This window comes from Streptomyces sp. NPDC031274 (genome assembly GCF_055570235.1).
The window spans coordinates 1-13,399 of the sequence record NZ_JBVIHP010000027.1; the positions used below are offsets into that span (position 1 = coordinate 1).

Below are 13,399 nucleotides of genomic sequence, written 5' to 3' on the forward strand. Positions count from 1 at the left end.
TGGTACTGCAGGGGGGACCCTGTGGGAGAGTAGGACGCCGCCGAACTATTATTGACGGGAAACCCCCGCACCCTTGTGGTGCGGGGGTTTTCTGCTTTCCAGGCCCCCGCAAGTTCCAGGCCCCCGCAAGGGGGCTTTTCTGCGTTCAGGGGCAATTACACCCGGGGCGGTAGCCGCACCCGTTATTGTCACGTCGGCCGCGTCAATTTCGTGTCGTACGCCAGAATTACCGCCTGCACCCGGTCCCTGGCCCCCGTCTTCGCGAGAATGCGCCCCACATGCGTCTTCACCGTCGACTCCGCTACGTGCAGCCGCCCCGCGATCTCCGCATTCGTCCAGCCCTGCCCGATGACCGTCAGGATTTCGAGCTCCCGGTCCGTCAGCGACGAAAGGCGCGGGTCCCGGGAAGGGGCGGGGTCCTCGCCGGTGCGCGTCGGCAAGTGATCGGCGAACGCGTCCAGGAGGCGGCGGGTCAGGCTCGGGGCCACGACCGCGTCTCCCGTGGCGACCGCGCGGATGCCGGAGAGGAGCTCCTCCGGCAGGGCGTCCTTGATGAGGAAACCCGAGGCCCCCGCACGCAGGCCCGCGTACGCGTACTCGTCCAGGTCGAACGTGGTGAGGATCAGGACCCGTGTGCGGTCGCCCGCCGCCACGATGCGGCGTGTGGCCGCGATGCCGTCCAGGCCGGGCATGCGGATGTCCATCAGGGCGACGTCGGGGTGGAGTTCGGCCGTCATACGGACCGCCTCGCTGCCGTTGCCGGCCTCGCCCACCACCCTCATGTCGTCCTGGCTCTCCAGGAGCATGCGGAATCCGAAGCGTTGCATCGGCTGGTCGTCGACGATGAGCACGGTGGTCACTGAGCGGATTCCTTGGGGAGGGTGGTCACTGAGCGGACTCCTTGGGGAGATGGAGTTCTACCTGCCAGCCGCCCGGCGGGTGCCGCAGCGGGCCTGCCTCAAGTGTCCCGTCGTAGAGGGCCGTTCGCTCGCGCATTCCTGTCAGGCCGCGGCCGGACGATTCGGAGAGGGCCCCTACATCCGCCCCCGCCCCCGCCCCATACCTCCCCGCCCCCACACCCGTGTCCGTCACCGTCACCCGCACCCCGTCATCCCCGTAAACGACCTCCACGTAAGCCGTCGCCTCCGGGCCCCCGTGTTTGAGGGTGTTCGTGAGGGCCTCCTGGACCACGCGGTAGACCGTGAGCTGGCGGCCCGCCGGGAGGGAGCCCGGCCCGCCCCGCACCGTGCTGCGTACCGGAAGGCCCGCGGACCGTACCCCGTCGATGAGTTGGTCCAGGTCGGTGAGGGCGGGCTGCGGAGCGAGAGCGGCGGCCTCCGGTGCCTCCTCCCGGAGTACGTCCAGGAGGCGGCGCAGTTCCGTCAGGGCCTGGCGGCTGGTGGTGCCGATGGCGGTGAGGGCCTGGGCGGCGCGTTCCGGGGACTTGGCGGCGGCGTACGAACCGCCGTCCGCCAGGGTCGTGATGACGGAGAGATTGTGGCCGATGATGTCGTGCATCTCGCGGGCTATGCGCGTGCGTTCGGCGTTGGTGGCGAGCTGCGCCTGCTGGTCGCGTTCGACTTCCAGCTGCTTGGCGCGCTGCACGAGGGATGCCATGTACTCCTGGCGGGTGCGGACCGCGATGCCGAGGAGGGCGACGATCGCGAAGCTCATCAGCGTCGGGACGATCTGCTGGTCCCAACTGCCCCGCGGATAGCGGACGCGGCTGACGAGGAGCGGTACGACGGTCAGGCCGTACGCCCAGGCCAGGGTGCGCATCGGAAGCCGTACCGCGATGTTGAAGACCACGATGAGCAGGGTGAGCGAGCTCTGTAGGACGGCCCCCGTCCAGTTGTTGGCGAGCCCCGCAAGGAACATGACCGTGTACACCGCGAGCGGATGGCTGCGGCGCCACAGGAGCGGCACTGTGACGGCCGCCGTGATCGCGTACAGGAGCCAGGCGGAGACGTCCGTGTTGTGGGCGATGTTCCGCCAGCCGTCGCCCACCAGGTCGATCAACCCGGCGCAGACGAAGAAGCCGGTCAGGAGAGCGTCCCAGACCAGGGGGCGGCGCCGGTCGAAGGAGCGCACCCACTGGACGCCGCGCTCGACGTACCGGGTCAGCGGCTGGGCGCTCGCGGACCAGTCCTGGTGCGAGCCCTGGTGGGCTTCCCGATGCGACTCCCGGTGCGACTCCCGATGCGACTCCTGGTGCGGGGCGCCCTGGCCACCACTGGCGCCGCTTCCGCTTCCGTGTCCGTTTCCGCTGCTGGTCACGGCTTCATCCTCGTACGGGAGTTGCTCATACGTCCTGTCGCTTCAGGAGATACGCCGCCGCTGCCAGGGATGCCACCGCCCACGCGCACAGCGTCAGTAGGCCGACGCCCGGTGAGAGGTCTCCGGATGCCGTGTGTACGGCGGCGAGGGACTCGGAGGCAGGCAGCGGGAAGTAGCCGAGTGCGTCCTGCACGGTGTCGTTCGGGATCATCAGTGCGAGCTGCGGCAGGAGGATCAAGCCGCCGACGTACGCGCCGATCGCACCCGGAATGCTGCGCAGGGCCGAGCCGAGGCCGAGCACGATGACGCCGATGAGGACGGTTCCGGCGGCCGAGCCCGCCACGGCGCGTGCGATGCCGGGGTCGCCGAGCGACGCCTCCAGGTCCGTGCCGCCGAGGAACAGCTGGGCCAGCGGGAACGTGAGGAAGTCGGTGATCAGAAGCGTCCCGAGCGCGACCGTGCCGAACACGGCGGTCTTCGCCCAGAGCACCGGAAGGCGGCGCGGCACCGCGGCCATCGTGGCCCGCACCATGCCCGTCGAGTACTCGCCCGCGGTGATGAGGATGCCAAGGACCGCGATCGCGACCTGACCGACCTGGGTGCCGAGCAGGGCGTACGTGACCGGGTCGACAGTGTCGTCGGGGCTTGGCGTGTAGGTGGCGGCGACGATCACGCCGAGGGCGACGGTGAAGACGCTCGCCACGCCGAGCATGATCCAGGTGGAGCGGAGCGTCCACAGCTTGTGCCACTCGGAGCGGAGGATTCCGCCGGAGGTCAGGCGGTAGGGGGACGTGGGCGTGGTGGTCGCGGTGCTCATGCCGCTGCTCCTTCCTGCGTTGTCGCAGTGGAGGTGGAGGTGGAGGTGGGGGTGGGGGTGGCGGAGACCGATGCCGCGTATTCGACCGAGTCGCGCGTCAGGTCCATGAACGCCTGCTCCAAGGAGGCCGTGTGCGGGGTGAGTTCGAAGACGGGGATGCCGTGCAGCGCCGCCGTGCGGCCGATGTGTTCGCCGTCCGTGCCGCGTACGTCGAGGACGCCCGGTGCGTCACTCGTGATCTGTACGCCGGGTGCGGCGAGCAGCTCGCCGAGCAGGCCCGCCTCGGGGGTGACGACCTTGACGGAGCCCGTGCCCGACTCGCGTACGAACGTCTCGACCGTCGTGTCCGCGAGGAGTTTGCCGCGGCCGATGATGATCAGGTGCTCGGCGGTCAGCGCCATCTCGCTCATGAGGTGCGAGGAGACGAAGACCGTACGGCCTTCTGCGGCAAGGGACTTGAGGAGGGTGCGGATCCACAGGACGCCCTCGGGATCGAGGCCGTTGACCGGCTCGTCGAGGATGATCGTGGCCGGGTCGCCGAGGAGCGCGGCCGCGATGCCCAGACGCTGGCCCATGCCGAGCGAGAAGCCCTTCACGCGCTTGCGGGCGACCTCGTGGATGCCCACGAGGTCCAGGACCGCCTCGACGCGGTGGCGTGGGATGCCGTGGGTGTGGGCGAGCGCCATGAGGTGGTGGAAGGCGGTGCGGCCGGGATGGATGGACCGGGCCTCAAGGAGTGCGCCCACCTCGTGCAGGGGTGCGGTGTGCGCCGCGTACGTGCGGCCGCCGACCGTGGATCGGCCGCGGGTCGGGGCGTCGAGGCCGAGCAGCATCCGCATGGTGGTGGACTTGCCCGCGCCGTTGGGGCCGAGGAAGCCGGTGACCGTTCCGGGGTGGACGGTGAAGCTCAGGTCTTCGACCACGGTCTTGTCGCCGTAGCGCTTGGTGAGTTCGTATGCCCGAATCATGCTTCTGATGCTGGCGCGCGCGGGGGCGCGTGGCGTCGGACCAGGGGCGGGACGATGGCGGCGGCGGGTAGTACCGCGGTAGGACGATGACCCTGAGGGGCGGGCCGGGTGTGGCTGGTCCTAGCCGGGGAGCTCGGCGTGCGGCCAGCGGGTGCGGGCCTGTTCGCGGGAGCGGAGGAGAGCAAGGGTGGGGAGGCCGCGGTCGGCTCCTGTGGACAGGAGCTCCGGGAGCTGGGGGAGCGGGGCCACGGCGGCCACATCGTCGAGGACCAGCGTCATTGGTGGGTCGAGCCGACCGGAGGATGACCGTTCGGCCATGCGCCGGCCGTGCTCGACCACGCTTGAGGCGAGTGCCGTGAGGAGGGGCATCGCGCCCGGCCCCTTGGGCGATTTGGGGTCCTCGATGGCTTCACCCACCACAAAAAGCGTGCCCCCTTCATCGATGAAGGAATCCAGGGTGAGGGCATCGGTTCTGTTGGGGGTGCAGGATTCTCGTACGTTCAGAGTGAAAAGGGCGGAGAGAGCGCGTGCCGTCAACTCCTGGGCGATGTCACGACGTTCGGGGTACGCGGTGAGCGCGGCCTCCAGCTCTCCCGCTGATCCCGATGCCGCCTTCTGGTGGGTGCGAAGGATGCGGACCGCGTCCTGTACGCCCGTTCCCTGGGCCCATCGGTGTACGTGCTTGACGGGGCGGCCGTCCACCGCTGCCGCGTGGAGGAAGCAGCGGAGGAGGGTCTCCGCGGTGTCGGCGACGGTGCTGTCCAGTTTGGCGCTCGGCCTTATGGCGGCAAGCAGGGCGGTGGCTCGTTCGGCCGCCACTGCCTTGTCCTCGCAGTTGGCGGTCGGGGACCAGTGCATTCTCGCGGGGGTGTCGCAGAGGTGTGAGGGGTCGTAGACCAGGACGGGGCCGAGTTTCGCTCGGGCGTCCTTGGTCTCCTCCCACAGGGTGGGATCCGAGGTGAGGACGAGGGCTGCGCCCTCTGCGTCTCGGATTGCTTCCGCCGCGAGGGGCCTGCGGGTTTCCTGGGGGCCAAGTACCAGGGGAGTACGGGGGGTGGGGACCGTCAGTTTCTCGGTACTCGGGGTCTCGGCACTCGGGGTCTCGGCACTCGGAGTTCCGGTGCTGCGCCCCTCGTCGGTGCTGGCGCCCATGTCATCCGCACCCGGCGCTGTGGGCACAGCGGAAGCGGGAGCGGGGGAGGGCTCCTGGACTGCGTACTCGACGGGCTCTCCCGCCGGAGCCGATGCCGGAGCCGGAGTGGAACGTCTGTCCGTAGCCGGGGCCGCCCCCGCCACCGGAAAGCGTCTCGCCCTCCGTACCGACCGCCATCTCGTCACCGTCCCCATGACGAAGATCGTCAGGACGACGAGGACCATCAGCTGGCCGATCAGCAGGCCCCAGAACAGGCCGTAGCCCGTGAGTTGGGCCGCCGGGGTCGCCGGCCACGCGCCCGCGATGTCGTGCGGCTGCTGTACCAGGTGCCGCATCGCCACCGGCGTATTGCCGAAGGTGACGTTCTTGGGCCAGGAGCCGTGCGAGAACGTGCCCGCGAGGCCCGTCGCCGACCAGACCAGGACCGTCAGGCCGAGCACGAAGGCGAGGCCGCCGACCAGCACACCGTCGGGGATGCCCCGCTCCCGTGACGCGCGGCGCCCGCCCTGGTCGCGGTACTCGGGCTCAGCCTCCCGGTAGCCCATCCCTCACGCCACCCCGTAACGCGACGACGACGATGATGACGGAGCCGACGGATCGTTCATCTGCTGTTCCATGTACGCCGCTCGCTCCTCCGCCTCCAACTCGGCGGCCCGCAGCGCGTCGTCGGCGAGGAGCTGGTCCGCCGACGACTCCGTCATGGCGCGGTCGGTGAAGACCAGGGGGCGTTCGGTCTCCGTGATCAGGTGTTTGACCACCTGGACGTTGCCGTTGACGTCCCACACGGCGATACCGGGCGTGAGGGTCGGGATGATCTCCACCGCCCAGCGTGGCAGGCCGAGGACCCGTCCTGTCGCTCTCGCCTCGTCGGCCTTCTGGGCGTAGATCGTCCTTGTCGACGCCATCTTCAGGATCGCGGCGGCTTCCTTGGCCGCCGCCCCGTCCACCACGTCGCTCAGGTGGTGGACCACCGCCACGAACGAGAGCCCGAGCCGCCGCCCGAACTTCAGGAGCCGCTGGAAGAGCTGCGCCACGAAAGGGGAGTTGATGATGTGCCACGCCTCCTCCACCAGGAAGATGCGCTTCTTGCGGTCCGGGCGGATCCAGGTGTGTTCGAGCCAGACGCCCACGATCGCCATCAGGATCGGCATCGCGATGGAGTTGCGGTCGATGTGCGAGAGGTCGAAGACGATGAGCGGGGAGTCCAGGTCGATGCCGACCGTCGTCGGGCCGTCGAACATGCCCCGCAGGTCACCGTCGACCAGACGGTCGAGGACGAGCGCGACGTCCAGACCCCACGCCCGTACGTCGTCTATGGCGACGTTCATCGCTTCCGCCGACTCGGGCTCCGGGTGGCGCAGTTGCTCCACGATGTCCGTGAGGACCGGCTGGCGCTCCACGATCGTCTCGTTCACGTACGCGTGGGCGACCTTGAGCGCGAAGCCCGAGCGCTCGTCGAGCCCGTGCCCCATCGCGACCTCGATGATGGTCCGCAGGAGCGCCAGCTGACCGGTCGTGGTGATCGCGGGGTCCAGCGGATTGAGGCGGATGCCCATGTCCAGGGCGGCCGTCGGGTCGAGCCGGATGGGGGTCAGGCCCAGCTCCTGGGCGATGAGGTTCCACTCGCCCACGCCGTCCTCGCCCTGCGCGTCAAGGACGACGACCTGCCGGTCCTTGAACCTCAGCTGTCGCAGGACGTACGTCTTCTCTAGCGCCGACTTGCCGTTGCCCGACTCTCCGAGCACCAGCCAGTGCGGGGCCGGGAGCTGCTGCCCGTACAGCTGGAAGGGGTCGTAGATGTACCCCTTGCCGGAGTACACCTCGCGCCCGATGATCACGCCCGAGTCGCCGAGGCCGGGTGCGGCCGTCGGCAGATAGACCGCCTGGGCCTGCCCCGTCGACGTACGGACCGGAAGTCTGGTCGTCTCCACCTTCCCGAACAGGAAGGACGTGAAGGCGTCCGTGAGGATGGTCAGCGGATCCCGCATGGTGACAGCCCTCGCCTCTAGCGTCGGATGCCGGTCGCGAACGGCAGCGTGTTGACGAAGGACCTGTGGTGCTCGCGGTCGCACCACTCCAGCTTCAGGTACGACTTTCCTGCCGAGGCCCGGATGGTGCGCTTGTCGCGGGCGAGGGCTTCGGGGGAACGGGACGAGACGGTGATGTAGCCGACGAGATTGACTCCGGCCGCGCCGCTCGCCAGGTCCTCGCCGCGCTGGTCCAGACGTGAGTTCGATGCGATGTCACGGGGGTCGACCGTGCGGTTCAGCTTGGCCTGGCGGCTCGCCTCGGCCTCGTCGTTCGTCTTCTCCGTCAGCATGCGCTCGATGGCGACCTCGGTGGGTTCGAGGTCCATGGTCACCGCGACCGTGCGGATCACGTCCGGGGTGTGGACGAGCAGCGGGGCGAGGAAGTTGACGCCGACGGGCGTCATCGGCCACTCCTTCACCCAGGCCGTGGCGTGGCACCAGGGGGCGCGGGTGGAGGACTCGCGGGTCTTGGCCTGGAGGTAGGTGGGCTCCATGGCGTCGAGCTCGGCGGGCCAGGCGTTGCGCTTCGTCATCGCCTGGATGTGGTCGATGGGGTGGTCCGGGTCGTACATCGAGTGCACGAGCGACGAGAGCCGCCCCTGCCCCAGCGGCTGCCGTACGCGGATGTCCGCTTCCTGGAGACGCGAGCAGATGTCGGTCAGCTCGCGCGCCATGACGACCGCGAGCCCTGCGTCCTTGTCGAGCTTCCGGCCGCCGTGCGGACGGCTGGCGCGGGCCATCGCCTGGGCCTCGGCGGCCAGGTCGCGCGAGTAGTGCATGCAGGCCACGAGATACGCGCGGTGCTGCTCGCTGCTGGTGGAGACCATCGACTGGAGCTGTTCGTACGACTGCTGCAGCCAGGGCAGTGCCCGGTCGTCGCCCCTGATGCTGACGTCCTTGGCGTGGGCGTCGGGGTCGGCGGGGAGCGTGCGCGCGAGCATCTGGAGCCGCGTCACGAAGCCGTCTCCGTTCGCGACGTGCTTGAGCAGCGTCCCGAACCGGTCGACGAGCGCCTCCTGGTCCTCGGAGTCGCGCAGACCGACGCCGGGGCCCTCGATCTCGATGGCGGCGGTGACCGTACGCCGGTCGGCGTGCAGCAGCACGGCGATCTCATCGGGACCGAAGGGCGCGGCCAGCCAGTTGATACGGCCGATCCCGGGCGGCGGGCCGACCTCGACCTCTCTGCCGTCGAAGCGGATGCCCGCCTCGGGGGTGGCGGAGCGGTAGGCGGTGCCGCGCTTGAGGGAGCGCTTGAAGCTGCGGTTGATCTCGAACCACTTGTAGAACGTGCGGCCCTTGTAGGGGACGTAGACCGCGGCGATCGCCAGCATGGGGAAGCCCATGAGCAGCACGATGCGCAGGGAGAGGACAGGGACGAGGAGTCCGCACATCATCCCCAGGAAGGCTCCCGCGATGATCATCGCGATCTCGCCGGTCTCCCGGTTCTTGCCGACGATCGCGTTCGGCCGCGCGCGGCCGATCAGATATGTGCGGCGGGGCGCGATCGGTTGCGACACGTGGGACTGAGTCGTCAACGCCCTTCACCTCCCGTGCGTTTGGTACTGCCAGTGGAACCGTTTCCTGAGCCGCCCGAGCCGCGGTTGCGCGCGTGCGGTGTGCTGGTCGCGCTGCCCCGGGGCGGGGGCGCGGCGGAGGGGACAGATCCGCCGCCGCTCGATGAGCCGCCTCCGCCGCCCCCGCCGCCACGGCTGCTGTGGGCTGCGACGCCGCCGCTCACGGGGTTGGCGGGCCGCGGCTGGCTGTTGCCGCCTCCGTCTCCGCCACCGCCACGGGAGCTGTGGGTCTTGATGCCCTGGGAGACGAGGGACGCGGGGGACGAGATGACGGCCGCGGCGCGGTTCTCCGCACCCTGGGAGATGCGGTTGTTGCGGGAGTTGGCGATCTCGTCGCCGAAGCCGGGGACGAAGCGGTAGATCATGGCGCTCGCGAAGATGGCGAGCAGGATGATCGAGAGCCCGGAGACGACCGCCGAGAAGGAGTCGGGTCCGTCACCGGCGGAGAGCGCTCCGGCCAGGCCGAGCACGATGACGATGATGGGTTTCACCAGGATCACCGCGATCATGATCCCGGCCCAGCGGCGGACGTGCGTCCACAGGTTCTTGTCGACGAGACCCGCGTACACGACGGTGCCGAGCAGCGCGCCCACGTAGAGCAGCGCGGCCCGGATGACGAGTTCGAGCCAGAGGACGCCGGCCGCGAGGATCGACACGAGCGAGACGACGATCAGCATGATCGGCCCGCCGCCGATGTCGTCGCCCTTCTTGAGCGCTTCGGAGAACGTCCCGAAGAACGTGTCCGTCTGACCGCCGGTCGCTTTCGCGATGACGTCACTCACGCCGTCGGCCGCCGAGACGACCGTGTAGAGGATCAGCGGCGTGAAGGCGGAGGCGAGGACCGTCAGCCACAGGAACCCGATGGCTTCGGAGAGCGCGGTGGTGAGGGGGACGCCTCGCACTGCGCGTTTGGCGACGGCGAGGAGCCAGAGGAGCAGGGTCAGGATGGTGGACGCGGCGAAGACGACCGCGTACTGCTTCAGGAAGCTGGGGTTCGTGAAGTCGACGGTGGCGGTCTTCTTCACGGCTTCGGACAGCTTGTCGACGGTCCAGGACGCGGCTTCCGCGCAGCCCTTTGCCAGGGAGGAGAGGGGGTCGGCGGTGGGGTCGAGGGGGGCGTCTGTGGGGTATTTGCTGCCGCCCCCTCCGCTGCCGCCGTCGTTTCCTTTTTCGCAGTACTTCTTGGCGGGGCCGTGGATGAGATCGCAGGGGTCGTCATCTGGTGCGGCGAAGGCTCGCGTCGCGAAGAGGACCGCCGTGGTCTGCACAGCAGTGACAGCGACTGCGAGCTTGAGTACGTGACGGTTAGCGGGCATACGTAAACCCTCCGTACCCTTCTGCGGCCTTCGAGATCTCATCGGAGCCGGACGCGCGTTCGTCGCCCGGGACAGGGGCGGGGCCGTCCTTCTGGGAGTGAGTGGCGGCCTTCCAGTCGCCGCCGACCCACACCAGCTTCATGGTGATGGTGAACCAGCTGCTGGTCACCGGCTTGGTGGACTTCTCCCCGGCAAGGCCGAGCAGACCACTGCACCAGACCTCCACCGTTGCCTTCCCGACGGCGTAGTTGGTTACCTTGGTGCCGATCGGGCTCGTGCGCGAGACGAACTGGTAGCCCTTCGGCGTCGAACCGTCCTGGTTCAGACCCACGTTCTTGAAGAAGCCGGCGCTGTACGCCTTGTCGAGCTCTGCCTTGAACTGGTTCACGCTTGACGGTGCCATGACGGCCTGCAGGACGGTGTCGCGCTTTGGCTTGTTGAACATGTCCGCTGAGCCGAGCGCTACCGCATAGTTCGCGGCAGCGGACTGCGCACCCTGCTCACTCTTCGCGTACCCGGACGGAATCCCCGACGTCTTCCCGTCGACAGGCCGCGCCCCGGACGCGGCCGTCGGGTCCGCCCCCGCCTTCTTGCCGTCCCCGCGGCCCCCGGCAGACTCCTCACCGCCGCCGCCACGATTCGCGAACGCGATAGCCGCGATGAGCACGACCACCACACCGACCACCGTCACGAGACTCCGTGACGAAGAACGGCTGGATCTGCGCCCTCCCCCGTAGCCGTCCTGACCGCCCCCCTCGCCCTCGGGGAGCCGCGTCCGGGTCTCGCCCGAGCCGCCGTAGAGGCTGTCGTTCCGCTCGTCGTCGAGACTCATGCCGCGTACGCCCCCTCAACCTCTCGGTGAACCGCCACGTACGACGGTAGCCGTGCTGGTCCCCGCGCGGGCGCGGTGTGGTGACTCGACATCAGGGAGTTGCAACCTCAGCCGGTGGGCGCGACGGGTGGGTGGGTCGGAGGGGGACAGAGTGAGGAAGCGGTGAGGGGCTAGACCGCCATGCCGTACACGATGGTGAAGACCGTGCCGAGCGATCCGATGATGAAGACGCCGGTCAGGCCCGCGATGATCAGGCCCTTGCCCTGCTCCGCGCTGAAGGTGTCGCGCAGCGCCGTCGCGCCGATGCGTTGCTTCGCCGCGCCCCAGATCGCAATGCCGAGACAGAGGAGGATGGCGATCGCCATCACGACCTCGATCATCACCCGTGCTTCGTTGCCCAGACTCCCGAATGGGCCCCAGTCGGGGGCGATCCCGCCGATGATGGTGGTGATGTCGCCTTTTTCGGCTGCCAAAAGCATGTGTAACTCACCGCCCCTAGTGGGTTGTTCCGTCACCTCTGTCTACCGCAGCGCAGAGGACAGCTCATTCTCGCCGACAAATGGGCCAGAGCATGTCGACTTGGCGTCATTCGTTGGCTGAAACGTATGGTTACTCTGTGTATCACGGTGAGTGACGCCGGGCAATGACGGCCCGGCGAGCCCTCTGACCAGGTCTCATTCTGACCTGACCCCATGATGGACCCTCACATCATGGGTCATGGAGGCCCGTCGAGGCCATCCGGACCGTCCAAGCCACCGAGACCGCCCTAGCCGCCCTAGCCGCCCTAGCCGCCCTAGCCGCACTAGCCGTCCAGGCCGTCCAGCCCGTCCAGGCCACCGAGGCCGCCGCCCGTCACGACGTACGAGCAGTCCGTGTAGCGGTAGCCGGGCTGTACCTTGCTGCCCTCGGTGTTGTTGCGGACGCCTCCCACGGCGCTCGCGTCGCGCTTGTAGAGGAAGTGGTAGTCGCCCGGGGGCAGGTGGAGCGTCTTGTTCGGATACCCCTTGCCCGCCAGGCAGGCCTTCTTGCCCTGGGCCCGGTTCGTGTACGTCTTGCAGCCGCCGCATGCCGAGAGCTTGAGGGTGCCGGTGGTCGGGCCGGTGTAGAGGACTTCGAGCGGTCCTGGGCCGCCGTTCTCGACGACGTACGCGAGCTTCGCGCCGCCGGGCGACTTGGCGGGCGGCAGACTGCGGCCCGCCGCCGGGCGGGATTCGGCGATCTCGGCGGCGATGGCGATGTCCTTGGCGCGGTCGCGCTTGCCGTTGCTCTTGTAGGTCCCGGCGAAGTCGTTGAGCGTCTTGGCCGCTTCCTTGAACTTCCCGTCCTTGAACTCGTCCACGCCGCACGCGTACGCCCCCGACTCCACCGCGCCGGCGGCGTCTCCGGAAAGTCCGTCGCCTGCGCTGTCGGGGAGGGCCTTGGCGGTGGTGCCGATGCTGCGCAGCTCCTCGGTGGCCTTGCAGGGGTCGGAGCCCTTCAGGTCCGACGAGCGAGAGGTGATGGCCTCGCGGATGGCGGGCTCGACCTTCCCGGCCTGGTCGGAGTCGGGGAACGTACGCAGGAGCTGGCCGAATTCGTCTCCGCCGGCGGTGGAACCGGCGCCGAGTCCTTGGTTTCCGCACTCGTAGAGGGAGGTGGCCAGGCGGTCGTCGGGCCAGGTGGCGAGCGTGCCGAGGCGGCCCTTGCCGAGGGAGCCGGGGAGGGTGCGGAGGTACTGAAGGGGCGCTAGCGCGTCGCAGTACTCGCGCTCGTCATAGGGGGCGGCGACGGACTTGTAGTACGCGGTGAGGCTGTCCGGCACGCGCTTGGCGGCCTTTGATCCGGGGTGATCGTCGCCGAGGTCGCGGTAGATGGCGAGGGCGGCGCGGTAGTCGTCCTCGGCCGCGTCGAAGTCGGTGCCGTCGGCTGCCGTGACGATCTTGTCGGCCTTGTCGAGCCGGTCGAGGAGCATCTCCTCGACGGCTTCGTCACGTGCGGCGTCGTACGCGATGACGCCACCGGCGGGAACGGCGAGCAGGACGAGTCCGATCCCGAAGACGAGCGGCGTGCGCAGCGGCCAGCTCTGGGAGGTACGGAGGGCACGGCGGGCCCCGTCGGCCGCAGCGAGGAGCAGGAAGGCCACGAACCCGATGAGTACGCCGCCGGGGACGCCGTCGACCTCGGCGGGCAGCGCGAGGAAGAGGAGCGCGGCCGTCGCGGCCCAGCAGAGGGCGGCAAGGAACCACTGCTTCAGGAGTACGTAGCCGAGTCCGAGGCCGGTGAGATTGAGGACCCCGGCGGAGAGGGCGCGGAGGGCGTCGGGGGCGGGTTGGGGTGCGGGTGGGGCGTAAGGGGGTGGGGCTGCTGGGGGTGGTGGCGGTGCGATCGGGGGAGGCGGCCCGAACTGGACTGTGTGGGGGGCTTGAGGGGTTTGAGGGGCTTGGGCGGATTGG

At 69.2% G+C, this 13,399-nt stretch carries 11 protein-coding genes; all 11 read right to left on the bottom strand.

The annotated features are described in order from the left end of the window. Positions 1–188: 188 nt before the first annotated feature. The 11 genes from ACZ5CR_RS33945 to ACZ5CR_RS33995 all read right to left on the bottom strand — a co-directional run bounded on the left by ACZ5CR_RS33945 (position 189) and on the right by ACZ5CR_RS33995 (position 13,089). Positions 189–860 carry a response regulator gene (locus ACZ5CR_RS33945; RefSeq protein WP_468864679.1) on the bottom strand — a complete coding sequence of 224 codons (672 nt, stop codon included), beginning with the start codon at positions 858–860 and terminating at the stop codon, positions 189–191. Positions 861–885: 25 nt separating this feature from the next. Further along, positions 886–2,124: a sensor histidine kinase gene (locus tag ACZ5CR_RS33950; protein ID WP_468864971.1), complete on the bottom strand. Its 1,239-nt coding sequence runs from the start codon at positions 2,122–2,124 to the stop codon at positions 886–888. Between the two features lie 178 nt (positions 2,125–2,302). Further along, positions 2,303–3,094, bottom strand: coding sequence for an ABC transporter permease (locus ACZ5CR_RS33955; protein WP_468864681.1), 792 nt, complete (start codon positions 3,092–3,094; stop codon positions 2,303–2,305). Next, on the bottom strand, positions 3,091–4,062 hold the full coding sequence (locus ACZ5CR_RS33960; protein WP_468864684.1) for an ATP-binding cassette domain-containing protein: 972 nt from the start codon (positions 4,060–4,062) through the stop codon (positions 3,091–3,093). Before ACZ5CR_RS33960 ends, ACZ5CR_RS33955 begins: the two co-directional genes overlap by 4 nt. Positions 4,063–4,182: 120 nt before the next feature. Further along, positions 4,183–5,760: a type IV secretory system conjugative DNA transfer family protein gene (locus ACZ5CR_RS33965; RefSeq protein ID WP_468864686.1), complete on the bottom strand. Its 1,578-nt coding sequence runs from the start codon at positions 5,758–5,760 to the stop codon at positions 4,183–4,185. 3 nt (positions 5,761–5,763) lie between these two features. Continuing rightward, positions 5,764–7,203: an ATP-binding protein gene (locus tag ACZ5CR_RS33970; protein ID WP_468864688.1), complete on the bottom strand. Its 1,440-nt coding sequence runs from the start codon at positions 7,201–7,203 to the stop codon at positions 5,764–5,766. A 17-nt stretch (positions 7,204–7,220) separates the two neighbouring features. Continuing rightward, the gene (locus ACZ5CR_RS33975; protein ID WP_468864690.1) at positions 7,221–8,780 is read right to left on the bottom strand and encodes an SCO6880 family protein; all 1,560 of its coding nucleotides are present in this window, start codon (positions 8,778–8,780) and stop codon (positions 7,221–7,223) included. Continuing rightward, on the bottom strand, positions 8,777–10,135 hold the full coding sequence (locus tag ACZ5CR_RS33980; RefSeq protein WP_468864693.1) for a hypothetical protein: 1,359 nt from the start codon (positions 10,133–10,135) through the stop codon (positions 8,777–8,779). The genes ACZ5CR_RS33975 and ACZ5CR_RS33980 overlap by 4 nt, the downstream gene beginning before the upstream one ends. Then, on the bottom strand, positions 10,125–10,967 hold the full coding sequence (locus ACZ5CR_RS33985; protein WP_468864696.1) for a DUF8175 domain-containg protein: 843 nt from the start codon (positions 10,965–10,967) through the stop codon (positions 10,125–10,127). The genes ACZ5CR_RS33980 and ACZ5CR_RS33985 overlap by 11 nt, the downstream gene beginning before the upstream one ends. Positions 10,968–11,137: 170 nt before the next feature. Then, on the bottom strand, positions 11,138–11,446 hold the full coding sequence (locus ACZ5CR_RS33990) for a hypothetical protein (protein WP_190083671.1): 309 nt from the start codon (positions 11,444–11,446) through the stop codon (positions 11,138–11,140). Between the two features lie 323 nt (positions 11,447–11,769). After that, positions 11,770–13,089 (bottom strand): tetratricopeptide repeat protein, encoded by a 1,320-nt coding sequence (locus tag ACZ5CR_RS33995; protein ID WP_468864698.1) that lies wholly within the window; start codon positions 13,087–13,089, stop codon positions 11,770–11,772. Between the last annotated feature and the right edge of the window lie 310 nt (positions 13,090–13,399).